Origin of the sequence: Nitratireductor aquibiodomus, from assembly GCF_900105565.1 — a bacterium.
Classification (GTDB): Bacteria; Pseudomonadota; Alphaproteobacteria; order Rhizobiales; family Rhizobiaceae; genus Nitratireductor; species Nitratireductor aquibiodomus.
This window is the reverse complement of record NZ_FNSL01000001.1, coordinates 2,705,722-2,731,343: the sequence shown is the minus strand read 5'-3', so window position 1 is coordinate 2,731,343 and position 25,622 is coordinate 2,705,722. Positions and strand designations below refer to the sequence as shown.

Below are 25,622 nucleotides of genomic sequence, written 5' to 3'. Positions count from 1 at the left end.
AGTTGCGATGCAACAGCTGGCAGATTTGGCCAGCCCCGCCTGGAGTAGCTCCTCGTTCAAAATGAGCGCTCCTCCCTCGATATTCATGACTGACCTGCTCCCCTGAATGTACCCATTCATAGGCTAGCGCAGTTCACGTTGTGGTCCATTCGTGACCGGGTTGCAAACTCGTTCGGGGTGAGCCCGTCGAGGCTCGTGTGGGGTCGGTTCAGGTTGCAGTCGATCCTCCAGTCTTCGATGATCTCCCGAGCGTGGCGGTAGCTGCGGAACAGATGCTCGTTGAGGCACTCGTCCCTCAGCCTGCCGTTGAAGCTCTCCACAAAGCGTTTTGCATGGGTTGCCCGGCGCGATGTAATGCCATTCGACGCCGCGGTCCTGTTGCCAGGAGAGGATTGCATTCGAGGTGAGTTCGGTCCCCTTGTCCGATACCACCATGCAGGGATATCCGCGCCGTTCGGCGATCGCATCCAGTTCGCGGGCCACACGTTCACCCGAGAGTGAGCTATCGACGACGGTCGTCAGACATTCCCGGCTGAAGTCATCGATGACGTACAGAATGCGGAAGCGACGTCCGTCAACCAGCGTGTCCGACACGAAGTCGAAGCTCCAACGCTGGTTCGGATCCTGCGGGATCTTCATTGGCGCTCGAGTTCCCAAGGCCCGCTTGCGGCCGCCGCGCTTGCGAACGGTGAGCCGCTCCTCGCGATAGAGGCGGTAGAACTTCTTCCGGTTCACCTCGACACCTTCGCGCTTCAGCAGGATGTGCAGGCGTCGGTAACCGAAGCGCCAGCGTTGTGACGCCAGTTCCTTCAGTCGCCTGCGCAGCTCAGCATCGTTCGGCCGTGTCGATCGGTAGCGGTGAACACGTGGGTCAATGCCCACGAGCCCATAGGCGCGGCGTTGCGAGTAGCCCTTCTTTTCGATAGCCCAGCTTGCGGCGTTTCTCCTCGAGCCGGGCGTCAGAAGTTTTTTTTCCAAGCATCTCGCGCAGCGTGGCGACATCCATCATCTGCTCCGCCAGGAGCTTCTTCAGCTTCGCGTTCTCCTCCTCCAGAGCCCTCAGGCGTTTGGCCTCCGACACTTCCATGCCGCCGTAATTCGAGCGCCACTTATAGAAGATCGCATCGCTGATGCCGTATTTGCGGCACAGATCGGCGGTCGACATGCCCGCCTGATGCTCTTTCAAAATGCCCATTATCTGCTCGTCGGAATACCTGGATCGTCTCATTGCCTGACTCCTTATTCGGGATGCAGGCTAGCCTCAAAGCGAGGAAAATTCAGGGGAGCAGGTCAGGCGACCTGGCGGGTATTCTCAGCCTGGCCTCGGGCAAAAAAAGCCCGCTCATCCAGAGGATGAACGGGTGCTTTTATCGCTGGTTGCGGAGGCCTGCAATCATCATTACTTGCGACCGCCCTGTCCTATTCTCCTCATGCTGCTCCAGATGAACACCGCGCTCCTTGACGAGATGTTTCGCGCAGCCGCATAGGAAGCATACGAAATGAGAGTCGTGCGACGAAGGATTTTGGGTGGCGGCAGGGAATGGATCACTTCTCTGACTTAGGATCGCAAGAGCGCGCCGGTAGCTGCACAATCGCCATGAAGAAGTTTGGCACTATGCCGGCTACAGTTAAAGGTACCTCCAGAGCATCGCTTCCTCAGCTTCATGGGCCCAAACATGCCGCACTATCAAACCGCGCCGAGCCGGCGAATTTTATGCTGCACCATGGCCTGACTACGAGCTAGGCAAGGATTGATCGTTACAGGAAGCTCAGGATGTCGGCCTCGTTAGGTATCGTTGGCTGGAGAAAAAAGGAGTACCTGCCTAAGTACAATCAGCGTATTGCGCGGCTCTCTGCGCAGGAACAGGGCCCCTATTCACTCTCCCGATAAAGGGCCCAGATCACCCGCGCGGTCTTTGAACCTGCATTGAGATAGCGATGCGGGCGGTCGCTGGCGAAGCGGAAGCTGTCGCCTTCACCGAGAATGTAGCGCTTGCCGTCCACATAGAGCTCGATACCGCCCTCCAGCACGACACCGGCTTCCTCGCCCTGATGAACAAAAGGCTCATCGCTTGACGAGCCATCAGGCTCTATCGTCATCATGTAAAGGTCGAGCCGTGGCTGACGGGCAAAGGGTGTCAGAAGCTCCTTGTGGATGCCCGTCCTGTTCAGATCGATATGACGCCGTTCATGCACACGGGCCACGATCCGGTCACTCACCGCATCTTCAAGCGCCGGCTCGAAGAGGTCAGAGATCGCCACATCCAGCCCATCTGCAAGTTTGGCGAGAACGCGAACTGAGGCGGAGGATATGCCACGCTCGATCTGGCTGATCAGGGCGATGGACAAACCGGCGTCCGAAGCCAGTTCCTTGATGGACATGCTGCGCGCCTGGCGCAAATGGCGAATGCGCTCGCCGACAATATGATCGGTTGAGCGCGCGTCCCCGTTATTCTTGGCTTGTACTGGCGTCGAGCTATCCGTCGGCATCCATCGGTCCTTGCTGAATCATGATTTTCACAACTGCATATTCATGAAAAAAAGATTTGTAAATTCACCATTATGCCAATAGCGTCTTTAAATTATATAAAGGGGGAGAAGACAAATGTACAAGACCCTTGCTGCTTTTGCGATGGCTTTGGGCTGCTCCATCGCAATTCCGAATACAACCACTGCGCAAACCCTGACCATTGCGCAGGATTTCGATCCAAGTGATCTGTATGGCACGCGCTCGACCAACAATGCGATGTTTCCCATTCTGGAATCGCTCTATCTGGACGATCCGGCAACCGGAAAGATAAGGCCTCTTCTGGCTCTTGAGCACGAAATGGTTTCCGACACGGAACTGCTTATCAAGTTGCGGAAGGGCGTCAGTTTCTCCAATGGAGAACCCATGAATGCCGAGGCCGTCGCGCACAGCATCAAGCTCTTTGCCGACCCCAAAACGGTGCCCGCCTATGGGATCTATGCCAGCACCGTCGATACGGCCGAAGCTGTCGACGAGCACACGGTTCGCGTGACGCTGACAAAGCCGAGCCCCATTGTCGACCTTCTGCTTGCACAGATCCTCGTCGTGCCACCCAAATACTGGGAAGAAGTTGGCCCCAAGGGGTTTGGCCAAAAGCCCATCGGCACCGGCCAGTTCCTTCTCACCGAATGGTCGAAAGACGACCGCATCGTCATGGATCTCAATCCCGACTATTGGGGCGAACCACCAAAGGGCTTTGACAAGCTTGTCTGGAAAACGGTGCCCGAGGCCAATGCACGCGCCGCGGGACTGAAGACCGGTGAGTATGATCTCGCCATTGCGATTCCGGTCATCGATGCCATCGAGATTGAAAATCTCGATGGCGTAGACATTTACTCCGGCGATGTCTCCCGCGTTTTCCAACTGACCCTTTCCTCTCTGCCCCAGCATGAGGGACCGGTACAGGACAAGCGCGTGCGCCAGGCCCTGAACTACGCCATCGACAAGCAGGCAATCATCGATGCGCTCTATTACGGGAAGGCAAAGCTGCTGAATGGCCAGGTCATCCTGCCCTCACAACCCGGCTACGATCCGGAAATGCGCGACTATCCACATGATCCAGAAAAAGCCAAGGCTCTCCTGGCGGAAGCTGGATATCCCGATGGCATCGAGATCGAGTTCCGCTGCCCTTCAAATCGCTATCCGCAAGGGCAGGAAACCTGCGAGGCGATCTCCGGCATGCTGTCCAAGGTTGGCATCAAGACCAACATCACCCTTCTGGAATCGGGTGAATTCATCCGCCAGCTGGTGAACCGCGAATATGCGCCCATGGGCATATTGGGGCTGGGTGTGCCGGACGATCCAAGCTTCGGCCTGGCTGTCTATCGCTCCGACTGGCGCTATTCCTACTATCAGAACCCCGAGCTCGACGCTCTGATCGACGCCAGCGCCTCCACCGTCGATCCGAAAGAACGCGCCGAGATCATCCGCAAGGCGAGCAAGCTGATCTATGATGAAGCGGTGATCGTGTATCTGTTCGGCGGACGCGAGTTCTATGGCCATAGCGAGCGGCTGAAGAACTTCGCCACAAACACCGCCCAGCGCTATTTCTTTTATGATGTGGTGCTGGAGCCCAAATAGGCTTTGGCGCGAACAGCGACCTTGAGACAGCAAAAAACCCGGCGGCCCGAAACCGCCGGGTCAGTTTTTTCGACCGCGTTCTAACCGTGTTCACCCGGTTTCAGCGGCCCCTTGCGGTCGACCTGAAGCCGTCCACCGATAGACCAGTCTTCCCGCTCGATATCCTCAAACACGATGGTGACCCAGTCACGCTCGCCACCCAGCGTGTTGACGATGGCATCGGTCACGGCATCCGCGACGGCGCGCTTCTTGTCGGTCGAACGGCCCTTGTCGAGTGTTATGCGAATGAACGGCATGTGTTCTCCTTGCTTTGAAAATCGAATGATTCAGACGGGATCGGGCGGCGGCACCGGGCCATGCCGGTCAAGTTGAAGACGGCCACCAATGGCCCAGTCTTCCTGAGCGTAATCATCGAACACGACTGTCACCCAATCGCGCTCGCCCCCAAGCACGGACACGACCGCATCGGTGATGCCCGCAGCCACCTGACGCTTCTTGTCGGCCTGACGGCCCTTGTGAAACTTTACGGAGATGAAGGGGCGGCTACCCTCCACCGCCTCGCTGCCATGCTGCAAGGCTCCGCCCAATGACCAGCGACGGCGCGCATAGGTCTCAAAGACAATCGTCACCCATTGCGGTTGCGAGCCCAATGTCGCCATCACCGCATCTGTGACAGCCTTGGCCAATTCGCCGAAGGTCTCTTCACTGCGGTCATCATCGATCTTGAATGTAATGAAGGGCATTTGCGTAACATCTCCTGATGGCTGAGGCCGGGGATTGTCAAAGAATCTCTTCCAGCCGCGAACACCGCACGAAATGGCCGGGCTCGAACTCCCGCAGTTCCGGCGTGCTCTCCGAGCAGGCCGGCGTGGCGAAGGGGCAGCGCGTGCTGAAATGGCAGCCGGGCGGTGGATTGACCGGGCTCGGTACGCTGCCTTCAAGGATGATCTCCTCCGTCTCCACTGTGGGATCGGGGACAGGCAGCGCGGAAAGCAGCGCACGCGTATAGGGATGGAAGGTCTTTTCATAAAGCGCCTTCGCCGACGCGATCTCGACGATCCGTCCCAAATACATGACCGCCACCCGGTCACACATATGCTCAACCACGCTCAGATCATGAGAAATGAAGAGATAGGAAAGCTGGAACTCTTCCTGTAGATCACGCAGAAGATTGATGATCTGCGACTGAATCGAGACGTCCAACGCCGAGACAGGCTCATCGCAGACGACGAGCTTAGGCCTCAGCGCCAGCGCCCGGGCAATACCCAGCCTTTGTCGCTGTCCTCCGGAAAACTCATGCGGATAGCGGTCGAAATGATCCGCGCCAAGCCCCACCAGTTCAAGCAGTTCCAGGACTTTTTGCCGACGCTCCGCGCGGTTGCCTTCACCATGCAGCATCAGCGGCTCCATCAGCATGTTGCCGACGGTCAGACGCGGATTGAGCGAAGAAAACGGGTTCTGGAAGATGATCTGGATCTGCCGGCGATACGGTTTGAGTTCGCGGTCGCCCATTGGCGCGATATCCACGCCCTCAAAACAGATTTCACCGGCAGTGGGTTTATCGAGACGCACGATGTTGCGGCCGAGGGTCGATTTTCCGCAGCCAGACTCGCCAACGAGTCCCAGCGCCTCACCGGGCGCGATGGACAGATCCACACCATCGACAGCCTTCACTGACTTTTGGCTTTGCACGAAAAACCCATCATCGACAGGGAAGTGTCGTTTCAGATTCCGAACTTCGAGAAGCGGTTCTGCGTTTTGCATTTCAGTCATGGGCAGGCGGCCTCTTATGGAGCCAGCAGCGGACACGGCGGCTGCCGTCATCGGGTCCGTCCTCAGGCGAGGCAAGCGGAGGTTCCCATTTGCGGCAGGGCTCATGCACATCAGGACACCTGTCGGAAAAACGGCATCCACGCGGCAGTGAAAGAAGGTTGGGAACAACCCCCTTGATCGTATGCAGCCGGCGTTGGCGGCCCGCCGCCTTGTCGACCCGCGGGATCGAGCGCAGCAGGCCGGCCGTATAGGGGTGCAACGGCTTTGCGAACAGGTCACGCACCGGCGCTTCCTCGACAATTACACCGGCATACATGACGAGGACACGCTGAGTCATTTTGGCGATGACGCCAAGGTCATGGGTGATGAACAGGATCGAGGTTCCGATCTCCTCCTTGAGGCGGTTCATCAGTTTGAGGATTTGCGCCTGGATGGTCACATCGAGCGCGGTGGTCGGTTCGTCCGCAAGCATGATCTGCGGGCGGCACGCCAGCGCCATGGCGATCATTACCCGCTGCCGCATGCCACCCGACAATTGATGCGGATAGGAATCATAGCGCATTTCCGGAAGCGGAATGCCCACCAGATCCAGCATCTGGATGGCCCGCTTTCGCGCCGCTTCCTTGCTCACCGTCTCGTGGGTGCGGATGGCTTCGGAAATCTGAAAGCCGACCGTGAACACCGGGTTGAGCGATGTCATCGGTTCCTGAAAGATCATCGAGACCTGGTTGCCACGCACCTTCATGCGCTGGCGTTCGCTCATCGAAGCAACATCGCCAACGCCTTCAATGGCGATAGAACCCTGCGCGATGCGCCCGATCGGCTTGGGCAAAAGCCCCATGATCGAAAGCGCGGTCATGCTCTTTCCGCAGCCCGATTCCCCGACAATGCCGAGCGTTTCGCCCCGCTTCAGATTGAAGGAAATATCGTCAACGGCAGCCAGCACGCCTTTCTCGACACGCAGCTCCACCCGCAGGTCTTTGACGCGCAGAATATCGTCCTGCACCGGGTCAGGCTGTTCCGCGACTGTATTTGGGTCCGCAACGATCATTCGCCCCACACCTCTTCATAGACGCGCAGGAGATTGTCGCGCATGATCTTGTCGACGGCATCGTCCTTGTAGCCGCGCTTGCCAAGCGCAGCGCGCAGATTGCCCGCCTCAGCCATGGTCTCAAAGCCGGGCGTTGCCCTGTTCTCATAGGTGTACCAGTCGCCGAGAATTCCGGTGACTTCCGGCCAGACCGGCTTCGGGCCATAGAGGGAGAGCCATTTCTCCTCGGTCTTGGTACCTTCGGAAAGATCGCTGCCGAAAGCAACATGATCGATGCCGACAAGGTTCACATAGTGATCCACATGGTCGCAGAAATCCTCCAGCGTCGGTCGTTTCTCGATGCCCAGAAGTGGCGGCCAGAGCGTCACCCCGACGGTACCACCCGTCTCCGCCGCCTTGCGGGCAAGGTCGTCAGGAATGTTGCGCGGGCTCTCGCACAGCGCACGGGCATTGGAATGGCTGAAGATCACCGGCCTTTTGGATGCAGCCAGCACATCGCGCGCCGTGACATAGCCGCAATGGGACAGATCAATCTGCAGCCGCAGCGCGTTCATCAGCTCAACCCATTGATGCCCGGTTTGCGAAAGCCGCCCCTCCCGGTCGGCGAGCGCGCCATGGCCAAAACGGTTCTCCTCATTATAGACGGGCTGCATGATGCGCATGCCCAGCCGCTTCATGATGTGGAGCAGGTTCACATCATGATCGAGAAAGGTGGAATCCTGCGTACCGATGATGATACCCAGCACATTGTCTTTCGCCGCCTCGCGCATCTCCTTCACCGATGTGACGATGCGGGCGCGATCCGCATTCTTTTCGACAACCGCACACAAGCTGGCGAGGGTCGACATACAGGTCGCAAGGTCGGTGTTGGGCGTCGTGGCGGTCAGATTGACTGCGCGCACGCCGCCGGCGAGGGTTTTCTCGAACTGCTCGCGCGTCAGCGTTGCGCAATAGAGCCCGTCAACGATGGTCCCCGCTTCAAACGCTTGTTTGTTCGTGTCGTTCATCGTGATTTGCCCCTCATTCATGTGTCAATTGCGGGTCGAGCGCATCGCGCAGCTCATCGCCCAGAATATTGAAGGCGAGGATGATCGCGCCGATGGCGAGCCCCGGGAAAAGCGATACCCACCAGGAAATCGAAATGTAGTTCTTGCCATCGCTGATCATGCCACCCCATGTCGGCGTTGGCGGTTGCACGCCGAGACCCAGGAAGCTCAACGTGGCTTCCAGAAGGATCATGCGGGCGAGCTCGAAACTCGCATAGACGATGATCGCCGAAAGGATATTGGGCAGGATGTGGTGGGTCATGATGCGCAACTGCCCGGCGCCGATGGCGCGGGCCGCCTCCACATATTCGAGCCCCCGCACCGAAAGCACCGCACCACGCACGATGCGAGCAAAGCGCGGCCAACCCGAGAGGCCCATGATGATGATCAGATTGGTCAGGGAGGGGCCGACCACGGCAACCACCGCGATCACAAGCAGGATGACGGGAAAGGCAAGCTGCATATCGATCAGCCGCTGGATGACGGAATCGGTTCGCCCGCCGTAAAACCCCGCTGCAAGCCCGGCGGCCACGCCCACCAGCATGGAAACGGCCACCGCCAGCACGCTGACCACCAGCGTAATGCGTGCGCCGAAGATGATGCGCGAGAGCGTATCGCGGCCCAGATGATCGGTGCCGAGCAGATAGCCCGACACCCCGCCCTCGACGAAAGAAGGCGGTTTCAACCGCAACAGCAAGTCCTGCTCGAAAGGATCGTGCGGCGCGACAAGCCCCGGCAGAACCGCGCATAGTAGCGAGAGGATCAGAAAGGCCACGCTCACAATCACGACATTCTTGCCGAACAGCCGACGCAGAACGAGGCGGAACTGACTGTCCGAAGTCTTTTTGGTCACGGGGACGCTTTGGGTTTCGGCTGTCGCCATGATCACTGCCTCACCGGTAGCTGATGCGCGGATCGAGAACCGCGTAGAGAAGGTCGACGATCAGATTGACCACCACGAAGATCAGCGCAAACAGAAGCACGATCGCTTGAACCACGGGAAAGTCGCGCGCATAGATCGCCTGAATGGCCAGTCGCCCGACGCCCGGCCAGGAGAACACGGTCTCCGTGACCACCACGCCGCCCATCAAGAAACCCACTTGAAGGCCGATCACCGTCAGGACGGGAATGAAGGCGTTGCGCAGCCCGTGCAGCCACACCACCTTCATCTCACCAAGCCCCTTGGCACGGGCGGTTCGGATATAATCCTGCCCCAGAACATCGAGCATGCAGGACCGCGTCACGCGTGCCACCAGCGCAACAAGCTGGAAGGACAGCGTCGTCGCTGGCAGCACCAGATGCCACCAGGTGCCCCGACCACCCGTGGGCAGCCAGCGCAGCCAGACAGCGAAAATAATGATGGACAGGATTCCAAGATAAAAGGACGGCATGGCCTGCCCGACCAGAGTGGTGCCACGCACCGAAAGATCGATGGGCGTATTGCGCCGATAGGCGGCAATCACGCCGGCGGGAACACCGATCAGAATGGTCAGCGCCATGGCCGCCACGGCCAGTTCGGTGGTCGCCGCCATGCGGTCCATCACCAGCGTCAGGGCCGGTTCGTGAAAGCGCAGGGAATCGCCAAAATTGCCCTGCAATGCCTGCGTGCAGAACGAGACGAACTGAACCCAGATCGGCTGATCGAGCCCATGCCGCTTGCGGAACGCCTCCCGCGCTTCCTCAGTCACGTCAGGCGGCAGGATCAGATCGGTGGGATCGCCGCTCAAATGCGTCAGAAGAAAAGAGATGACCAGAATACCGAACAGGACCGGTATGGTCAGGATCACTCTTCTGGCGAGATACTTCAGCATGAAACCTTGCTCCGGGTCTCGTGTTCAGGACCTGGTCAGAACCTGCAACAAGGGCGGCAGCCGGGATGCCGCCACCCTTGTGGCATCACTCCCCGTAGGTCACCCCGTAGAAGAACATGCGCCCGTCGCCCCGCGGCAGGAAGTTCTTCAGCTTTGCGGCCGTGCCGTAGAGATCGAGCCCCTGATAGAGGAAGATGATCGGCGCTTCCTCATGCATCAGGGCCATCATGTCCTGATAGATCTTGCGTCGCTTCTCCAGATCCATCTCCTTGGCGCCTGCCTCGGCGAGCGCGTCGAGTTCTTCATTGGCGATGGTCGTGTAACGCCATGTAGAGACATATTGCGAAGCCTGGAATGCCGGATCGTCCTGCGGCGCAAGGCCGACGAAATACATCGGAGCCAGTTCCTTGTTCCGCAGCTGGCGAAGAAACTCACCGGGCTCCAGCGCGATCATCTCGGTCTTGACCCCGACCTTGCCAAGCATGCCGGCAACGGCTTCGGAAACCTCACGATCCTGCGCATAGCGGCCCGAGGGGAATTTGAAGGTGATATCGAAACCATCGGGATAGCCGGCCTCCGCCAAGAGCGCCTTGGCCTTTTCGGGATCGTAGGGGTAATCCTTGATCTCGGGATTGAAGCCAAGCTGCGGCTCGCGGAGAACCTGGCCGTTCAGAGCCTTGGCTTTTCCGAAGAACAGCGCATCGATGATGGCCTGCTGATCCACTGCATAATTCAGCGCCTGCCGGACGCGCTTGTCCTGGAGCGGGCTTTCATGCTGGGGCAGCGACGACAGGCCTATCTGATAGATGCGGTAGCTTGCCACCGGCACGAGCGTTACGCCCTCCTGCCCTTCCAGAGACGGGATGGCCGCAACCGGCAGGTCCTTCACAATATCATATTCACCCGTCGTAAGACCGGCGACACGCGCGGTATCATCCGGCACCGGACGCCAAACAAGGCCGTCAATGCCCTTCGGCAGGTCGCCCCAGTAATCCTCATTCAGATCCATCACCAGCTTGTCGTCGCGCACCCACTCGGAGAATTTGAACGGGCCGGTACCGACCGGCTTTTGGCCAAAGGCCTCCAGGCCCACCTCATTCCAGTGCTTGGGCGGCACCACATAGATCTGGCTGAGCGCAAGCGCGAGCGGCGGATACGGATTCTTGAGCGCGATCCGTACCGTCAGATCATCGACCTTCTCAGCCCCCTGAAAAGCCTGCGCCACCTGCGCATAGGCCGGGGTAAGTTCCTTGTCGATAAAGACCTCGATGGAATGCACCACGGCATCGGCGTTCATGGGTTCGCCATTGGTGAACATCACGCCTTCGCGCAGCTTGAGAAGAACCGATTTCGGCGTCTCCAGTTCAAAACCGGTTGCCAGCAGAGGCTCGATCTTGCCACTGCGCGGATCCTGCCAGAACAGCGATTCCACCATCGCCGAACCGGCGTTGAGATTGTCAGACGCCGTCGTGCCATTCGGCCAGAGCGTCTGCGGGTCGAAATTCTGGGCAATGGTCAAGGTTTCCGCCGCACCCGGCCCAGCAAGGACTGTTGCCAGCGCGACCGCAGCGAATGAGCGCTTGATATGTGAAAACATGCTTTCCTCCCCTGTCGCGCAGGCCCGGCAGGGCAGCGCGGTTGTACCAGCGGCGCTTTCATTTTTACCCCAGTAGGAGCGTGTGCGCATCACCAGACAATGAACGATTATCACTCTGTCATGGCAATAATGAATTTACAAGAACAAATTTCACATATATGTTTTCCAAACCGCAACAAATTCACAACCGGTCATCGTGTCCCGATCCCCACCCCCTGGAAATACGACCATTGCCCTTTCGGGCAAGACTGTCACGGACCAAAGCGTCGGCGCCCAGATCAGGCACCTTCGGCAGGTTCGCGGTCTTTCCTTGCGCCAGCTGGCAGCGAAAGTGGGGCTTTCCGTCGGGCATCTCAGCCAGATAGAGCGCGGCGTTTCCTCGGCATCGGTCCGCACGCTTGCAGTGACCGCAGACGCGTTGAAAGTCGGTGTATCGGACTTCTTTTCCGGCGACCGAACCGACAATGAGAACATCGTCACGCGTGTTGGAAAGCGCGACCGCGTCCAGTTCGGCACAGATGGTCTCACCAAGGATCTTCTGACCGCCAATGGCCAGAAGCGCGGGCTTGACCTTTTTCTGATCCGCATGGGGCCCGATGACACCAGCGGCGACAAACCCTACAGCCATTGCGGCCTGGAAGCCGGTTACGTGCTGAAAGGCGGCTTTGAATTGGAGGTGGAGGATCGCGTTCATATCCTCGGTGAAGGCGATGCCTGCGCCTTTGAGAGCACGCGTCCCCACCGTTTCCGGAATGCTGGGCAGCGCGAAACTGTAGTCCTGTGGGCCAATTTTCGCCACCAGTCTGCGCAGGACGAGAAACGTTTCAACACCCTGAAACGCCGTGATGAAATCAACAAGGAGAGGGAGAATTTGCCATGAGCAACAGCTGGGCAATCGATGGATTGAACTGTGCCGGTTTCAACCGGGAGCAGATGGAAAAGACCTTGAAGGGCGGCGTTCACGCCATCAACTACACCACCACACGCCCCTATGCCACGCTGACGGACAGCCTTCTGCAGATCGAGCATGTGCGCGACACAGTGGCCGAAATGAGCGATGTGGCTCTCATTGCCACCAGCACCGACGACATACGCAAGGCCGCCGAAACCAATCGCGTCGCCATCATCATCGGCACGCAGGATTCAACGATGATCGAGGCGGATGTCAAACTGCTCGCTACGCTCAAGCAGCTCGGTGTGCGCATTCTTCAGCCCAATTACAACAAGCCCAACCGTTTCGGTTGCGGTGCGCCGCAGGAGGGGCCTGAAGACACCGGCATGACGGAAGCCGGCCGGGAATGGCTGGAAGAAATGCACCGCCTCAAATTGGTGATCGACCTGTCCCATTGCGGCCATCGCACCACCAGCGAGTTCATCGCGGCCAGCAAGGGGCGTCCGCTGGTCATCAGCCACGCCAATTCCTATGTCGTATGCCCCAGCCTGCGCAACAAGACCGACGAGCACATTCGCGGTGTTGCAGAGACAGGCGGCCTGACCGGTGCCGTGATGTGGTCTCCCGCCGTGCGCCATGATGAACGCCCGACCATGGATGACTATCTCAACCACCTCGATCATCTCATCAATGTCGGCGGCATCGACCACGCGGCATTTGCCAGCGATGTGGTGGAATCGCCGCGGCCGTCCCCGGAAAAGTGGGATAAATCCTACGGCCCCAATGGCATGGACCAGAAGATCACCGGCGTTCTTGGCGATTGGTATGTCTATGAAACCCGCCTCAACGCGGATTTTCAGTCCATGACGGACACACCGGCGATCTGGGACGCCATGCGCAAGCGCGGTTACAGCGAGGATCAGGTGGAAAAGGTCATGCGTGGCAACTGGCTGCGAGTCTTGAAAGACATCTGGGGCAGTTGAAGACGTCCCGACCGCGCCGCCCCAATCGGCGCGATCGGGCGCTTGCACCGGCAGACCCTGCCGGTGCGGTTACGCCCAATGTCAGGCCTGCGCTTTTGCCGCATGGGCCCTGTCCTGTGCCTTGAGTTCCAGCCGCCGTGCATGCAGCACCGGCTCGGTATAACCATTGGGTTGCTCACGGCCCTTGAAGACGAGGTCGCAGGCAGCCTGGAAGGCGATGGATGTGCCGAAGTCGGGAGCCATGGGACGGTAGAGCGGATCGCCGGCATTCTACCGGTCCACAACTGCGGACCGGTAGAGGCATTGCGCCATGCAACGGTGAACAACGCCAAGATCGTGCGCATGGAAGGAAAGATCGGTCAGATTGCGGTTGGATCCCATGCGGACCTTCTGGTGCTCGAAGCCAATCCGCTGGAAGATCTGGCCCGCTTCGCCCAGTATGAGAACAAGCTGACCGCTGTTATCCAGGCTGACCGCGCCGTACGCGACGAAACAGCTTTGCTGCCGGTAAACTGAGTTCCAGAAACTTGGAAGAGACCGAAGGCCGCAGTAGTCTCTGCGGCCTTCGGTCTCTGAGAAAATTACAAAGGCGTTGGAAAGGAGAGTTGCTACTCCCACCAGAAAGCGCAGCGCAGGTCACCGGTGGTGAGAAGATCAAGCAGCATCACTCCATGGGATACCACGAAGAGGTTACGATTAGAGGCGCTCTATATGGAAACAGTGCGATTTCAGGAACGCTTTCACGCGCTCGCATAACAAAACCACGAGAGATTAGCGTGGCGCGATGGCTGCGCGCGAATTGATCTTTCAGCAATCACGTCTGCAGGAAAGCGGTTATCATGGCGACGTTGCCCCAGGCGACATTCATATCAAAATCTCCTGAATGAGAATGTGCATTTCAGGTCAATACACGTTTCAACCGCCGCATTCGACCCATCATCGGGCCGGACTTTGCTTTCAACGGATATCGCCTCAATGTGAATGTACAACCTATCTAGAACTCATACTGAGGGACGTTAAAACGCGGGACGCAAACTTACTCCATCACTCCGCCCGCACGCGCACATCGATCACCACCTGCCGCCGCTCTTCACGAACAACCGCAACTGCTTTGGAGAGGGCAGCAGGTAGTTCCCCTGCCTCCTCCACCACGCAGGTCCAGGCACGTGAACCAGCGGCAATGGCGCAGTAGTCGGGCACCGGTGATAAATCGGAAAGGGGAACATCATTGGCGCGCGAGGCATATCCCTCAGGATAGACCTCCAGTGTCGAGAGCCTCACAGCATCCCAGGCACTATTGTTGAGTATGACCGTTATCAGGGGCAAACCGTGGGCTTCCGCGACCTGATGGCACGCAACGGGATTGGCAAACATATACGATCCGTCGCCGACAACGCACACAACCAACCGTTCACGATCAGCAAGTTGCGCGCCCAGTGCAGCGGGCAGCGCCCAACCCAGACCGCCAGCTGGCGTGTTGCCGAAAAACCGGTTGCCGGCCTTGAGCGTGTAGAACGGGGAAGGCGCTCCCCGTTCGTTGAAGACGATGCCGTCATTGCCAAGAATCTCGGAAACGCAGTGCGCAACCCATGCTTTGCTGGCCACGCCACGGCTTCCCGCTTCGGTCGTTTTTGCCACCTTCGCGCGGTAGGCGCTATGTCCGGCGGCAATGGTATTGCGCCGCGCAGTCGTGGCTGGCGGATGCGCCTCCAGCGCGGCATCGAGCGCGGCAAGGGTGCGCGCGGTATTGCCGGCAATCGCAAGTGAAGCGCGGTAAGAGCGCACGGGCATGCGTGCGAACAGCGGATCAGGACCGACATGGATGACCTTGGCCGTTTCGGCAGGCTGCGCAGCGCTTTCGATCCAGGCGACCGGCGCATCCACGACGAGCACAACATCAGCGGCCGGCAAGAGCTCGGCCAGATTGGGCCCCACGAGCATCGGATGATCGCTCGGCATGACGTTGCGTGTCGCGAACACTTCGCTGACGGCGATGCCGTGCCGCTCGGCCAGGGCGCCCAGAAGAGCCGCCACCCTGCCCGCCGGGTCGCCGCGCTGGCAGACAATAAGCGGGTTCTTCGCCCCCGCAAGCCATGCAGTTGCCTGTTCGATGGCCTGCGGATCGGGAGCAGTCGGGCTCGCTGCCACTTGAAGGGGCGTCCCCTCCTCACGCGATTTCGGCGCGGGCTCACACAGCGGCTCGCGCGGAAGGCTGAGATAAACCGCGCCAACCGGCTCTGACATGGCGATAGCATAGCCCCGCGACACCAGGTTGGCCGCGTTCTCGGCGTAGCGCAGTTCGTAATCCCACTTCACCAACTCGCGCACCATGCCGCTTTGGTCGAACTGTTCCTGTCCGTATTGGATCGGCGTGCGACGCGCGCCCGGCCGATCATGCTCGGTCAGGGGTGTGCGGCCGGACATCATGATCACCGGCACGTCGTCGGCATGAGCATTGATCAGTCCCATGACGGCGTTTGCCAACCCGACATTGACATGCACCATGGCCGCCTGCGGCCGGCCGGTGACCAGATAGTAGCCGTGTGCCATGGCCACCAGCGCCGCCTCATGGGGAACGATGACCGGCTTTGGCGCGCGTTTTCCTTCTTCGCCGCGCCGGGCGTAGCTCTCGATTATCGGCGCGAAATCGCTGCCCGCATTGGCGAAAAGGTAGTCGACGCCGTTGGCTTTGAGGCTGAACAGCACCGCATCGGCGCCGCTTGGGTTGTCGCGTGCATTGGTCATGAAGGCAGTCTTTGCTTTGGCGGAAACCTGGTGGTGAACCGGCGAAATCGCGGTCACGCTAGTTTCCCATCATTGTTTGCGGAATGTAGAGCGCAATTGAGGGAAACAGGATCAGCAGAACCGTACAGACCGCCATGGCGATCCAGAACGGAATGATCCCGCGGAAGACGGTCGACAGCGGCACGTTGTCGGCAATGCTGGCGACGACAAACACATTGAGCCCGACCGGCGGCGAGATCAGCCCCATTTCCAGAACGATCACTGCAATGACGCCGAACCAGATCGGATCGAAGCCCGCGGCAATGATGGCTGGGAAGACGATGGGCAAGGTGATGACCAGTAGCGAGAGGCCCTCAAGAAAGGTCCCAAGGATAATGTATGCCGCCAGGATCAGGAACAGCACTCCATAGGGCCCGACATCAAGGGCTGTCAGCCCCTGGCTGATGAAATGCGGCAGGTCACTGAGCGCAAGAAAGGGCGCGAAGATATTGGCGCCCACCAAAATCAGGAAGACCATCGACGTGGTGCGGACCGTCTGCATCAGAACATTCTTCCACTGCGTCAGGCTCAGCCGCCCACGGAAGAACGAGACAAAGAGCGTCAGTATCGCGCCGATCCCTGCAGCCTCTGCGGGCGTAAAGAAACCGAGATAGATACCACCGATGGTGACGACGATAATACCACCAATCAAAGACGCACGCAGACCGGCTCGAAGGCTCTCCTTCAAAGTGAATGGTTCACCGGCGGGCCCGTCGGCAGGACGGATCAACGTGACAATATAGATCGCCACAACGAACAGCGTGGTGAGGAGGAGACCCGGCAGGATCCCGGCCATGAACAGGCGGCCTATCGATTGTTCTGTAAGCGTGGCATAGATGATGAAGCCGGTTGAAGGCGGGATGAGGATGCCGAGCGTGCCGCCGGCGGCCACCGATCCAGTGGCCAGCGCATCCGAATAGGCAAAGCGCTTCATCTGCGGCAGGGCAACACGGCCCATGGTCACCGCCGAGGCGATGGACGAGCCGCTCAGCGCCGAGAAACCGGCACAGCCGATGACCGTCGCTGAGGCAAGACCGCCACGCAGCCGGCCAATCCAGGCAAAGGCCGCATCGTAAAGGTCACGGCTAAGGCCGGACGCACTAGCGATGTTGCCCATAAGCACGAACAGAGGGATGACGACCAGTTCATACTGGGTCACGGTGGCGAAAGCCTCCGACGAGGCCATGTAAAACGCGGTGTTGACACCGCTCAGCGCAGTGATGCCGACAAAACCCACCATACCGATTGCCAGCGCCACCGGCACACGAAGGATCAGGAGCACCGCCAGGCCGACAATGCCCAGCAGACCATACATCTCATTCGGCATCATCGTTCCCCGGTTTGAATTGTTTGACAATATCGAACACGACCACCAGGGCATACAGACCAAGGCCGAGCGACAGGGCGAAATAGAATGGCGCGTGCGGCAGCGACAGGAGCATCGTCCGCTCGCCAAAATCGCTGGCTTCCGTACCGCCGACGAAACTGCGCCAGGAAAGAATGGCAAGGATCGTCAGACTGATCAGGTCCGCCAGCAGGAGCTGGCCCCGCCGCAACCAGGGCGGCAAGACGTGCTGCAGAGCATCGATGGCGATGTGAACACCCTGCGTCGCCCCGCTGGCAAAGCCGCTGGCAGCGATCACTGCCAGCGTCATCACCATGATATCGCGCGCGCCGAATATTGGCACCCCGAAGGTACGCCCCACCACATCGCAGAAGACCAGCCCGGCCAGGAACAGGATTGCTATCCCGCCCAGAAGACCGAACCCGTCGGCCAGACGGTCGGCGACCGTTGGCCTGGTTTCCTTCGCACGCATCATCGTCTTTGTATCCTAGTTCTTTCCACCAAGAGCCGATGCAATGTCGGCGGCGTTCTCCACACCCCGTCCGTTGGCATCAGCGACAAGCTTGTCTGCAACCGGTTTCGTCGCCTCGACAAACTCCGCCTGAGCCTCGGCATTCAGTGTGACAATGTCTTTGCCGGCACTCTTCAGGATATCCATGCCCCGCTCAGCCTCCTTTGCGTAAGAGGCTGCGGAATCGAGGCTGAGTTGCCGACCGCTCACGCCGTCAAGCAGTGCTTTCTGCGCATCGGTGAGGCCATTCCAGGCACTCTGGTTCATCACCAGGAAGAAGGCGGAGGACGGGGTCGGCAATCCGAGCGTCACATGGTTCACCACCTCGTCGAGGCGGAAGGACGGGACGCCGCTCGGATCGATGAACAGGCCATCGATCACTCCGGTATCCATGGCAGTGTAGATCTCACTTGCCGGCAAAGGAACGGGCGTCCCGCCCCATGCTTCAATGATCGATGCCGACACCTGATCAGCCGTACGGATCTTGAGGCCCTTCACATCGGCAAGCGATTTGACCGGTGTGTTGCGGGTCATCAGCACCGCCGGTTCACTGCCCCAGAGCGCGAGCAGCTTGGCGCGCTCATAGTCCGGCGCGATATCTTCGATATTGTCCCAGATAGCGTCGGTCGCCTCGGCTGCGGTCTCGAACAGACCCGGCGACACGGTGAGCATGGTGCGCGGGAAATTCTCGGTTGTATAGCCGGGCAATCCAAACGCGATGTCCGTCACACCCGTCAGCGCGGTTTTCCATTGCGCGACCGGGCTCTTGCTCAACTCGCCCGACGGAAAAATGCGGAACGTCAGGTCACCGGCAGCCTCGCTGGCGAGGTTCTGCGTCCATGGTTCCAGAACCCGGGCCTGCATGTGATGCATCGGGCTCATGAAGTGCGACACCTTTAGTTCGGTGGCGCTGGCGGTCCCTGCCGTGGCACCGAGTGCCAGACCGAGTAATCCTGCAAGTCCTGCTGCTGCACGTCTCATATTTTCCTCCCTGTTTTATGTTGGGCGCCCCATGCGCCACCGGCAGGCTCCCCCCCTGCCGGGCATGCTGATTCCGTCTACCGTGTTGCCGACGCACTGCTGCGGAACCCCTCCACGATCGCCTCTCCGTTTACGCCAGCTTCTTCTGCCGATTTCAGCATCAACTGCATCACGATGTCCGACTTGGCGTTGAAGTCCTCAAGCACCTCCGGTTTGACCTCGATGATCGTCTTGCCAGCCGCACGCACCATATCGAGCCCGCGCGAAGCCTCCGTAGCGTAGGAGCTTGCCGCCGCCATACTGAGATCGCGTCCTGTCAGCGCATTGAGCGCGGCTTGCTGGTCGGCAGTCAGCCCGTCAAAACTGCGGCGGTTCATGACCAGGAAATACGCCGATGTGCTGGATGGCAGACCGACTGTGAAATAATTGGCGACCTCTTGCAGCTTGAACGATTCGATTGTGCTGGCATCGCTCATGATCCCGTCAATGACGCCGGTATCGATGGCCGTATACATCTCGCTGGCCGGCAACGGCACCGGGGTTGCGCCAAGCGTCTGCACGATGGCCGCGCCCACTTGGTCAGCAGTGCGGATCTTCAGCCCCTTCATGTCGTTCAGAGTGCGGATCGGCACATCCTTGGTCATGATGATCGCCGGCTCGGCAGCCCACATGGCGAGCAGCCTGGCGCGCTCATAGTCAGGAGCCAATGCATCAATATTCTCCCACATCGCTGTTGTGGCTTCCGCCGATGAGTGAAACAGACCCGGCGCGACGGCGAACATGGTGCGCGGGAACGTCTCGCTGGTATAGCCTTGCAGGCCGAACGTGATATCTGCGACACCCGTCAGTGCCGTCCTCCACTGGGCCGCGCCGCTCTTGCTTAGTTCGCCCGAAGGAAAGATGCGGATCGTCACTTCACCGCCAGTCTCCAAAGCGAGCTTGTCTGCCAGGGGTTGCATCATGCGCTTGTGCATATGGTGCATGGGCGACATAAAATGGGCGAGCCGCAATTCCCTAGCCGACGCGGCTGCGACCAGCCCGAAACTGAGGGTACCCGCAAGGGCGAAATGGATGAGCGAAGAAAGGCGTTTGTTCATTTCTATCTCCTGACGGCAGCTCACTACCGTTAGTGTTCGCCCCAGTAGAGGCGCGAGGGATTGGTGACAAGCAGCTTGCGTTGCAATTCCGGGGTCGTGGCGATCGCGGGGATGAGGTCCACCAACAAACCGTCATCGGGAATGTGGCTCTTCATGTTCGGATGGGGCCAATCGGTTCCCCACAGCACCCGGTCGGAATAGGTATCGACCAAACGGCGGGCAAAAGGGATGACATCACGATAGGGCACGCCCTCAACCGTCAAACGCTCAGGGCAACCGACCTTAACCCAGAATTTCTCGTCCTCAAGCAGTTCGACAAATGTGCTGAACGCAGTAGCATCGGCGCCCAGACCGACATCTGGCCGACCCATATGATCGATGACCACCGTCGTCGGGAGACCGCGCAGGAAAGGCGCAAGATCGGCAAGGTCCGGCATCTCGAAATAGACGACCACATGCCAGCCGAGTTCGGCCACTCGTTCGGCGATACGCTGGAAGTGTTCGCGGGGCGTTGCATCCACGAGCCGCTTCAGAAAATTGAACCGCACGGCACGCACACCAGCACGATCCATCCTGTGCAATTCCTCATCGGTGATGGTCGGGTCAACCACCGCGACCCCGCGCGCCGTCTCTGGCTCCGCCTCCAGCGCATCGATCATCGCTGTGTTGTCCTTGCCGTGACAACTCGCCTGCACGATGACATTGCGCGCAAACCCCAGATGCCGGCGCAGGGAAAACAGCATCTCCTTGGACGCATCGGTGGGCGTGTATTTTCGCTCCGGCGCATAAGGAAAGCGCGTCGCTGGGCCGAAGACATGGCAATGGGCGTCGACCGCACCTGCGGGTGGCACGTAGAACGGCTTCGAGGGGTTGGGATGAAAGGTCGGCGGTTCGGCCGTCATGGTCGTCATTTCCGTTGTCATTGGGCGAAGACCTCGCCATCGAAGATCTTGCGTGCCGTCCTGAGCATGCCAGCCCCGGTTACAGCGCCTTCGGCGTCAACCGACAAAATTGCCGGTGTAGCACCCGAGGGATGTTCGATCTGAAGCACCTTGTCAAAGCCCTCCGGCACGTTGGCGATCGCCGCTGCCGGCGTGCCTGGCAGAATACATGCCGTTGCAACGCTCACCGCACCGAAGACGCCTATGGAGGCATGGCAGCGATGCGGAATGAACGTCCGCGTTGCGATCGCCCCGCCATCACGGGGCGGCGCGACCATGGTCATTTTCGGCACCGATTTTTCTGTCACATCGCCAAGATTCATCATCGGGCCTGCAATGAGGCGAATGGCCTCAAGCCGCGCCTTGAGCGCGGTATTGGCATCAAGTTCTTCACGTGTTTCGTAACCGGCAACACCCATATCGCTTGCAGCGAGAACCACGACGGGCATTCCGTTATCGATGCAGGTCACAATGACACCATCAATGGTGTCGAACGCACGCCCGGTTGGCAACAAAGCGCCACAAGTGGAGCCCGCGACATCAAGGAACTCAAGTGGTACTGCGGCGGCCGTACCGGGAACGCCGTCAATGCGCGCATCACCCCGGTAGGTTACCTGCCCTCCGGGCGTGGCAACGCGCGCGACCGCCAAAGTCTGCGTGTTCTCCATATAGATGCGGATGCGGGTCTCGCCGTCCGATGGTGGAACCAGCCCCCGTTCAATCGCGAACGGGCCAACGGCCGCAAGCATATTTCCGCATCCCTGCGCATCGGTCACCAGGGCCTGGTCGACAAAAACCTGCAGGAACAGATAGTCGACATCTGCATCATCACGCTTCGAAGGCGAAACGATCGCGACCTTCGAGGTCAGCGGATCGCCTCCACCAAGTCCGTCGATCTGACGCGGGTCCGGAGACCCCATCACACCCAACAGAAACGCGTCTCGCGCCGCCGTATCCGCTGGCAGATCGGCAGCGAGGAAGACCCCGCCCCGCGAAGTCCCGCCACGCATCCACATACAGGGCACGCCGTTAGACATATTTCAGCCCCTTCTGATCGAGGCGCGGGCGCATTGCATAGAGATCGAGCCCTAGTTCGCCGGCAGCCAGTCGGGCGCGCTTGGCTTCTTCATTAGCCTCGCGCTCGCGGGCCTTGGCGAGCACGTCAGCCGCTTCCGCATGCCGCACCACGCAAACTCCGTCATCATCAGCGACAATGACATCGCCCGGATGAACAAGCTCGCCGGCACAGACGACCGGAACATTGACCGACCCGAGCGTCTCCTTGACGGTCCCTTGAGCGCAGATCGCCTTGGACCAGACGGGGAAACCCATCTGTGTCAGGTCGCGCACATCGCGCACACCAGCGTCGATGATCAGTCCCACGCCACCGCGCGCCTGCATTGATGTGGCCAGAAGGTCGCCGAAGTAACCGGCATCGGACGGCGATGTAGTTGCGAGAACCAGAATGTCACCCGCCTGCACCTGTTCGATGGCGACATGCACCATCCAGTTATCGCAGGGCGGCGCCAGAATTGTAACGGCGGAAGCGGCCAGCCGCGCGCCAGGGTAGATTGGCCGCATATAGGAGGCCAGAAGCCCCTTGCGCCCCTGCGCTTCATGCACCGTGGACACACCGCATTTGCCGAGGCCCTCGATGATTTTTCGATCCACTCGTTCGATGTTCTGTACGACAACGTTCATCCGGAAAGCCCCCTATAGCTCGTCAACCGTGCGGGGATAGACCGACTGGAAACCCTCTGCATATTTGGCCGCACGGCCGCCCGACTGACCTCCCGAATTGCGACGGAAATGATTGCCGCGATTCTCGGCGGCATTGGTGTAGAAGTGCCAGAGATGCTCCTGACCTTCCATGCATTCGATCGCCTTCTTCTTCTGCTCCCACACCTCGGTGATGTCGAGAAACGTGTCAGGCTTCCAGCCCATCTGTTCGGTCTGATGCGGCTCGAACAGATAGAGCTGTGGCGCGCCCAGCACCTTCTCACCCGGATTATGCCCCCAGGCCTGAGCGATCATCCGGCATTCCATCGCAATCTTGGTCGCGAGTGAATGGTCCAGATTATAGGGATCATAATGCGAATGGCTCAGCATGAAGCGGGGCTGCACGGCGCGGATGACATCGACCAGACGGAACTTTGCATCCCGGTCGACCTCGAGCGGGTAGTCTCCGAGATCGAAGAATTGGATATCGTGAACGCCGATGGCCTGCGCAGCGTTCTCCGCCTCGCGTCGACGCTCCGCCTTGACCTTGTCGAGAGTCATGCCTTCCGACTTCCAAAGCTTCGCGGACTCGCCACGCTCGCCATAGGACAGGCAGACGACTGTCACCTCGTAGCCAAGCTTTGCATGCAGCGCAATTGCGCCTCCTGCCCTCCAGACAAAATCGGCGGAATGGGCGCTGATAACGAGAGCAGTCTTGTCGTGAACCATTGGGCGAACGCTACCTTGCTGTTGTGGTCTTTCAAGTTAGGAGGCTAGCGCCATTCACGTGGCAACCGCCAATTTGAATGTCGCCCCGGGCGTGGCCAACTATTCATTTTGCGCAATTATCATTTCAAGCTATTGCAAGGTTCGCAGCGTGCTGCGGACTCATCGACGGAGAGCAGAATTGGACCTTTACGCGGATATCCCCAACCTCAAGCACCTGCAGGCGCTGGAAGCGATCGGCGCGACCCACAGCATTACACGCGCCTGCGAGCAACTGAATCTCTCGCAACCGGCACTGACTCAAGGGATCGCCAAGATCGAAACGCAGCTTGGCGTGAAGCTGTTCAACCGGCGGCGCGGCATGGTCATGACGGAGCCAGGCGAGGTCTACCTGAAACGCATGTGCCGCGGCACGCACTACCTGCGACGAGCTGGTGACTATGCAGCACGCTTCGCCAGCAAAGCACCGCCGCACCTCCACCGCCGCTTCACGCTCAGCCAGTTGCGGGCATTGATTGCCGTGGTCGAGCACGAAAGCTTTCGCCTGGGGGCACAGCAACTTGCGGTACAACAATCGACCGTGCATCGTTCTTGTCGGGAACTTGAGGCGCAGCTCACCTGCCAGCTGTTCGAGCGTACCAGCGCGGGCATCAAACCGACCCGTCAGGCTGTCGAGTTTTCACGACTGGCAAAACTGGCTCTCGGGGAGTTTGCGCAAGCGCAGATCGATATTCAGGGTTGGAAAGGCAGCTTCGCAGGACGGTTCGCCATCGGCTGCCTTCCATTGGCAAAAACCAGTCTTCTGCCCGGTGCGCTGATGCAGCTGACCGAAGAGTACCCGATGCTCGACATCATTGTGGTGGACGCCCCTTATCTGGATCTCTCCAAGGCGCTAAGGCACGGCGATATCGACATCATTATCGGCGCGCTCCGGCGCGCTCGCTTGCCGCCTGAACTCGTACAGGAAGAGCTGTTTGTCGATCCCTTGATCATCGTGGGGCGGAGCGGACATCCGCTTCTTTCCGGCGAGCCCGTAACACCGCAACGCCTTGCAGAATATCCGTGGGTCGCACCCCGCGCCGGAGCCCCTGCCCGCGATTATTTCGACAATTTCTACGCCGCACTGCAACGCCCCGACGGGGACGCACATCCAATTGAAACAGGTTCCCTTACCGTCTTGCGGGGCCTCTTGATGAACAGCGACCGGCTAACCATCATTTCTGCTGGCCAGGTGGACTATGAAATCAAGCTCGGTCTTCTCTCCGAGATCGTCTATCCGCTCAAAAACAGCGAACGCTCCATCGGTGTCACCATGCGCGAAGGATGGCTGCCGGCTGTGCCGCAACAAAGATTGCTGGAGCATTTGAAGGCGTTGGTCGCCAAAATCTGATCAGTTTTCAGTCAGCTTTCTGCGAGCACTGTCTGATCTCCCCGATGAAGGTGATAGGCACCACCAAGGCCCTCGGCACAGTCTCGCAACGCTGGCAGATACTGCTCATGAAGCTGCCCTTGTGTGACTGCTCCTTTGAGAATGATCAGCACCAGCGCTCCGACAGGCCGCCCCTCTGAGAGGACCGCAATACCAACCGCCCGTGTGCCCTCCATCGGTGCGTTGTAGTCATGTATTGAGAAGCCCTGCTTGCCAACCTCGGCAACGTCCCGCAGCGTTTCATCAACACGCTTCCGGATATCGTCTTTCTCGGCCATTGTCGCACAGTGGCGTTTGACGATTGAAATCCGTTCGCTCTCCGGCAGCGCTGACAGATACGCAAGTCCGGCAGCCGAATCGAGGATTGGAAATCGACGCTGCTCGAAGCGGCGCAGGTGGATGGGGGCAGCGTCGCGGTTGGAGGCGACAGTCACCATTGCCTCCGGTTCGGCCATCAACAGATCGGATGGCCAGCCTACTTGCAGTCCAAAAGCGTTCAGCCTCTGCCGCGCCTCGGTAAGAAATGGATTCTCGACCATCATCGCGCTCGCCAATCGGCGCACCTGCGGCAGGGGCTCATAGGCACCGGAATCGCTGTTCTGGCGCACATAGCCTGCAGATTTGAGCGTCGCAAGGAGACGGATCACCGTTGCCTTCGGCAATCCCGTGAGCGTTACGAGCCGGGTAATTGTCGCGGGAGGATTTTCATTCACAGCGATAAGGATTTCGAGCCCACGCAACAGCGATCTTACGCCTGTCGGTGCGGCCTCTTCATCGGTTTCGCTCATAACAACTCCATGACTGCAGGATCGTGCCCAGATGAGGGGG

At 59.4% G+C, this 25,622-nt stretch carries 24 protein-coding genes and 2 pseudogenes; 5 read left to right on the top strand and 21 right to left on the bottom strand.

What is annotated here, in order from left to right:
• Nucleotides 1–116: 116 nt before the first annotated feature.
• Nucleotides 117–1,228: pseudogene (locus tag BLW55_RS13060) on the bottom strand (IS3 family transposase).
• Nucleotides 1,229–1,872: 644 nt separating this feature from the next.
• Entirely contained in the window at nucleotides 1,873–2,490 is a 618-nt protein-coding gene (locus tag BLW55_RS13055) for a helix-turn-helix domain-containing protein (RefSeq protein WP_090329095.1), read from the bottom strand.
• Nucleotides 2,491–2,605: 115 nt separating this feature from the next.
• Here BLW55_RS13055 and BLW55_RS13050 point away from each other — a divergent pair, with 115 nt between their 5' ends.
• Nucleotides 2,606–4,108: an ABC transporter substrate-binding protein gene (locus BLW55_RS13050; RefSeq protein WP_090329094.1), complete on the top strand. Its 1,503-nt coding sequence runs from the start codon at nucleotides 2,606–2,608 to the stop codon at nucleotides 4,106–4,108.
• Between the two features lie 80 nt (nucleotides 4,109–4,188).
• Here BLW55_RS13050 and BLW55_RS13045 read toward each other — a convergent pair whose 3' ends face one another.
• From BLW55_RS13045 to BLW55_RS13010, 8 genes are all read right to left on the bottom strand, one after another.
• Nucleotides 4,189–4,404, bottom strand: a complete 216-nt coding sequence (locus tag BLW55_RS13045) for a tautomerase family protein (RefSeq protein ID WP_090329093.1) — start codon at nucleotides 4,402–4,404, stop codon at nucleotides 4,189–4,191.
• Between the two features lie 30 nt (nucleotides 4,405–4,434).
• Nucleotides 4,435–4,851, bottom strand: a complete 417-nt coding sequence (locus BLW55_RS20820; protein WP_177175076.1) for a tautomerase family protein — start codon at nucleotides 4,849–4,851, stop codon at nucleotides 4,435–4,437.
• A 37-nt stretch (nucleotides 4,852–4,888) separates the two neighbouring features.
• The gene (locus BLW55_RS13035; protein ID WP_143038438.1) at nucleotides 4,889–5,881 is read right to left on the bottom strand and encodes an ABC transporter ATP-binding protein; all 993 of its coding nucleotides are present in this window, start codon (nucleotides 5,879–5,881) and stop codon (nucleotides 4,889–4,891) included.
• Nucleotides 5,874–6,932: an ABC transporter ATP-binding protein gene (locus tag BLW55_RS13030; RefSeq protein ID WP_090329092.1), complete on the bottom strand. Its 1,059-nt coding sequence runs from the start codon at nucleotides 6,930–6,932 to the stop codon at nucleotides 5,874–5,876. Before BLW55_RS13030 ends, BLW55_RS13035 begins: the two co-directional genes overlap by 8 nt.
• Nucleotides 6,929–7,939, bottom strand: a complete 1,011-nt coding sequence (locus BLW55_RS13025) for a dipeptidase (RefSeq protein ID WP_177175075.1) — start codon at nucleotides 7,937–7,939, stop codon at nucleotides 6,929–6,931. The genes BLW55_RS13030 and BLW55_RS13025 overlap by 4 nt, the downstream gene beginning before the upstream one ends.
• A gap of 13 nt (nucleotides 7,940–7,952) precedes the next feature.
• The gene (locus BLW55_RS13020; RefSeq protein ID WP_090329090.1) at nucleotides 7,953–8,861 is read right to left on the bottom strand and encodes an ABC transporter permease; all 909 of its coding nucleotides are present in this window, start codon (nucleotides 8,859–8,861) and stop codon (nucleotides 7,953–7,955) included.
• A gap of 10 nt (nucleotides 8,862–8,871) precedes the next feature.
• Nucleotides 8,872–9,789: an ABC transporter permease gene (locus BLW55_RS13015; RefSeq protein WP_090329089.1), complete on the bottom strand. Its 918-nt coding sequence runs from the start codon at nucleotides 9,787–9,789 to the stop codon at nucleotides 8,872–8,874.
• An 85-nt stretch (nucleotides 9,790–9,874) separates the two neighbouring features.
• On the bottom strand, nucleotides 9,875–11,386 hold the full coding sequence (locus BLW55_RS13010) for an ABC transporter substrate-binding protein (RefSeq protein WP_177175074.1): 1,512 nt from the start codon (nucleotides 11,384–11,386) through the stop codon (nucleotides 9,875–9,877).
• 196 nt (nucleotides 11,387–11,582) lie between these two features.
• Here BLW55_RS13010 and BLW55_RS13005 point away from each other — a divergent pair, with 196 nt between their 5' ends.
• Nucleotides 11,583–12,266 carry a helix-turn-helix domain-containing protein gene (locus BLW55_RS13005; protein WP_090329087.1) on the top strand — a complete coding sequence of 228 codons (684 nt, stop codon included), beginning with the start codon at nucleotides 11,583–11,585 and terminating at the stop codon, nucleotides 12,264–12,266.
• Nucleotides 12,263–13,261 (top strand): dipeptidase, encoded by a 999-nt coding sequence (locus tag BLW55_RS13000; RefSeq protein WP_090329086.1) that lies wholly within the window; start codon nucleotides 12,263–12,265, stop codon nucleotides 13,259–13,261. Before BLW55_RS13005 ends, BLW55_RS13000 begins: the two co-directional genes overlap by 4 nt.
• An 81-nt stretch (nucleotides 13,262–13,342) precedes the next feature.
• On the opposite strand, the pseudogene BLW55_RS21105 reads toward BLW55_RS13000, so the two are convergent.
• Nucleotides 13,343–13,531 (bottom strand): annotated as a pseudogene (locus tag BLW55_RS21105) (hypothetical protein); the annotation flags it as partial.
• Between BLW55_RS21105 and BLW55_RS12995 the strand changes: the two are divergent.
• On the top strand, nucleotides 13,469–13,777 hold the full coding sequence (locus BLW55_RS12995) for an amidohydrolase family protein (protein ID WP_425286779.1): 309 nt from the start codon (nucleotides 13,469–13,471) through the stop codon (nucleotides 13,775–13,777). The pseudogene BLW55_RS21105 and the gene BLW55_RS12995 overlap by 63 nt on opposite strands.
• A 528-nt stretch (nucleotides 13,778–14,305) precedes the next feature.
• Here the strand turns inward: BLW55_RS12995 and BLW55_RS12990 are convergent.
• From BLW55_RS12990 to BLW55_RS12950, 9 genes are all read right to left on the bottom strand, one after another.
• Entirely contained in the window at nucleotides 14,306–16,063 is a 1,758-nt protein-coding gene (locus BLW55_RS12990; RefSeq protein ID WP_244509068.1) for a thiamine pyrophosphate-requiring protein, read from the bottom strand.
• Nucleotide 16,064: 1 nt separating this feature from the next.
• Complete coding sequence (locus BLW55_RS12985; protein WP_090329084.1) at nucleotides 16,065–17,375, bottom strand: TRAP transporter large permease; 1,311 nt, start codon at nucleotides 17,373–17,375, stop codon at nucleotides 16,065–16,067.
• Nucleotides 17,362–17,865, bottom strand: coding sequence for a TRAP transporter small permease (locus BLW55_RS12980; RefSeq protein WP_090329083.1), 504 nt, complete (start codon nucleotides 17,863–17,865; stop codon nucleotides 17,362–17,364). Before BLW55_RS12980 ends, BLW55_RS12985 begins: the two co-directional genes overlap by 14 nt.
• A 12-nt stretch (nucleotides 17,866–17,877) precedes the next feature.
• Complete coding sequence (locus BLW55_RS12975) at nucleotides 17,878–18,882, bottom strand: TRAP transporter substrate-binding protein (RefSeq protein ID WP_090329082.1); 1,005 nt, start codon at nucleotides 18,880–18,882, stop codon at nucleotides 17,878–17,880.
• Between the two features lie 77 nt (nucleotides 18,883–18,959).
• Entirely contained in the window at nucleotides 18,960–19,979 is a 1,020-nt protein-coding gene (locus BLW55_RS12970) for a TRAP transporter substrate-binding protein (RefSeq protein WP_090329081.1), read from the bottom strand.
• A 29-nt stretch (nucleotides 19,980–20,008) separates the two neighbouring features.
• A complete protein-coding gene (locus tag BLW55_RS12965; RefSeq protein ID WP_090329993.1) occupies nucleotides 20,009–20,881 on the bottom strand; it encodes an amidohydrolase family protein in 873 nt (290 codons plus the stop codon).
• Between the two features lie 17 nt (nucleotides 20,882–20,898).
• Complete coding sequence (locus BLW55_RS12960; RefSeq protein WP_090329080.1) at nucleotides 20,899–21,957, bottom strand: 4-oxalomesaconate tautomerase; 1,059 nt, start codon at nucleotides 21,955–21,957, stop codon at nucleotides 20,899–20,901.
• Complete coding sequence (locus BLW55_RS12955) at nucleotides 21,950–22,621, bottom strand: 4-carboxy-4-hydroxy-2-oxoadipate aldolase/oxaloacetate decarboxylase (protein WP_090329079.1); 672 nt, start codon at nucleotides 22,619–22,621, stop codon at nucleotides 21,950–21,952. The genes BLW55_RS12960 and BLW55_RS12955 overlap by 8 nt, the downstream gene beginning before the upstream one ends.
• 12 nt (nucleotides 22,622–22,633) lie before the next feature.
• Entirely contained in the window at nucleotides 22,634–23,368 is a 735-nt protein-coding gene (locus BLW55_RS12950) for a PIG-L deacetylase family protein (RefSeq protein ID WP_090329078.1), read from the bottom strand.
• 178 nt (nucleotides 23,369–23,546) lie between these two features.
• Here BLW55_RS12950 and BLW55_RS12945 point away from each other — a divergent pair, with 178 nt between their 5' ends.
• The gene (locus BLW55_RS12945; protein ID WP_143038435.1) at nucleotides 23,547–24,755 is read left to right on the top strand and encodes a LysR family transcriptional regulator; all 1,209 of its coding nucleotides are present in this window, start codon (nucleotides 23,547–23,549) and stop codon (nucleotides 24,753–24,755) included.
• A gap of 11 nt (nucleotides 24,756–24,766) precedes the next feature.
• Here the strand turns inward: BLW55_RS12945 and BLW55_RS12940 are convergent, their stop codons facing one another.
• Complete coding sequence (locus BLW55_RS12940) at nucleotides 24,767–25,582, bottom strand: IclR family transcriptional regulator (RefSeq protein WP_162742393.1); 816 nt, start codon at nucleotides 25,580–25,582, stop codon at nucleotides 24,767–24,769.
• Nucleotides 25,583–25,622: the final 40 nt, after the last annotated feature.

Coding starts and splice junctions, on each gene's coding strand:
- BLW55_RS13055 (WP_090329095.1), bottom strand. CDS start 2,490: ATGCCGACGGATAGCTCGACGCCAGTACAAGCCAAGAATAACGGGGAC.
- BLW55_RS13050 (WP_090329094.1), top strand. CDS start 2,606: ATGTACAAGACCCTTGCTGCTTTTGCGATGGCTTTGGGCTGCTCCATC.
- BLW55_RS13045 (WP_090329093.1), bottom strand. CDS start 4,404: ATGCCGTTCATTCGCATAACACTCGACAAGGGCCGTTCGACCGACAAG.
- BLW55_RS20820 (WP_177175076.1), bottom strand. CDS start 4,851: ATGCCCTTCATTACATTCAAGATCGATGATGACCGCAGTGAAGAGACC.
- BLW55_RS13035 (WP_143038438.1), bottom strand. CDS start 5,881: ATGACTGAAATGCAAAACGCAGAACCGCTTCTCGAAGTTCGGAATCTG.
- BLW55_RS13030 (WP_090329092.1), bottom strand. CDS start 6,932: ATGATCGTTGCGGACCCAAATACAGTCGCGGAACAGCCTGACCCGGTG.
- BLW55_RS13025 (WP_177175075.1), bottom strand. CDS start 7,939: ATGAACGACACGAACAAACAAGCGTTTGAAGCGGGGACCATCGTTGAC.
- BLW55_RS13020 (WP_090329090.1), bottom strand. CDS start 8,861: ATGGCGACAGCCGAAACCCAAAGCGTCCCCGTGACCAAAAAGACTTCG.
- BLW55_RS13015 (WP_090329089.1), bottom strand. CDS start 9,789: ATGCTGAAGTATCTCGCCAGAAGAGTGATCCTGACCATACCGGTCCTG.
- BLW55_RS13010 (WP_177175074.1), bottom strand. CDS start 11,386: ATGTTTTCACATATCAAGCGCTCATTCGCTGCGGTCGCGCTGGCAACA.
- BLW55_RS13000 (WP_090329086.1), top strand. CDS start 12,263: ATGAGCAACAGCTGGGCAATCGATGGATTGAACTGTGCCGGTTTCAAC.
- BLW55_RS12985 (WP_090329084.1), bottom strand. CDS start 17,375: ATGATGCCGAATGAGATGTATGGTCTGCTGGGCATTGTCGGCCTGGCG.
- BLW55_RS12980 (WP_090329083.1), bottom strand. CDS start 17,865: ATGATGCGTGCGAAGGAAACCAGGCCAACGGTCGCCGACCGTCTGGCC.
- BLW55_RS12975 (WP_090329082.1), bottom strand. CDS start 18,882: ATGAGACGTGCAGCAGCAGGACTTGCAGGATTACTCGGTCTGGCACTC.
- BLW55_RS12970 (WP_090329081.1), bottom strand. CDS start 19,979: ATGAACAAACGCCTTTCTTCGCTCATCCATTTCGCCCTTGCGGGTACC.
- BLW55_RS12965 (WP_090329993.1), bottom strand. CDS start 20,881: ATGACGGCCGAACCGCCGACCTTTCATCCCAACCCCTCGAAGCCGTTC.
- BLW55_RS12960 (WP_090329080.1), bottom strand. CDS start 21,957: ATGTCTAACGGCGTGCCCTGTATGTGGATGCGTGGCGGGACTTCGCGG.
- BLW55_RS12955 (WP_090329079.1), bottom strand. CDS start 22,621: ATGAACGTTGTCGTACAGAACATCGAACGAGTGGATCGAAAAATCATC.
- BLW55_RS12950 (WP_090329078.1), bottom strand. CDS start 23,368: ATGGTTCACGACAAGACTGCTCTCGTTATCAGCGCCCATTCCGCCGAT.
- BLW55_RS12940 (WP_162742393.1), bottom strand. CDS start 25,582: ATGAGCGAAACCGATGAAGAGGCCGCACCGACAGGCGTAAGATCGCTG.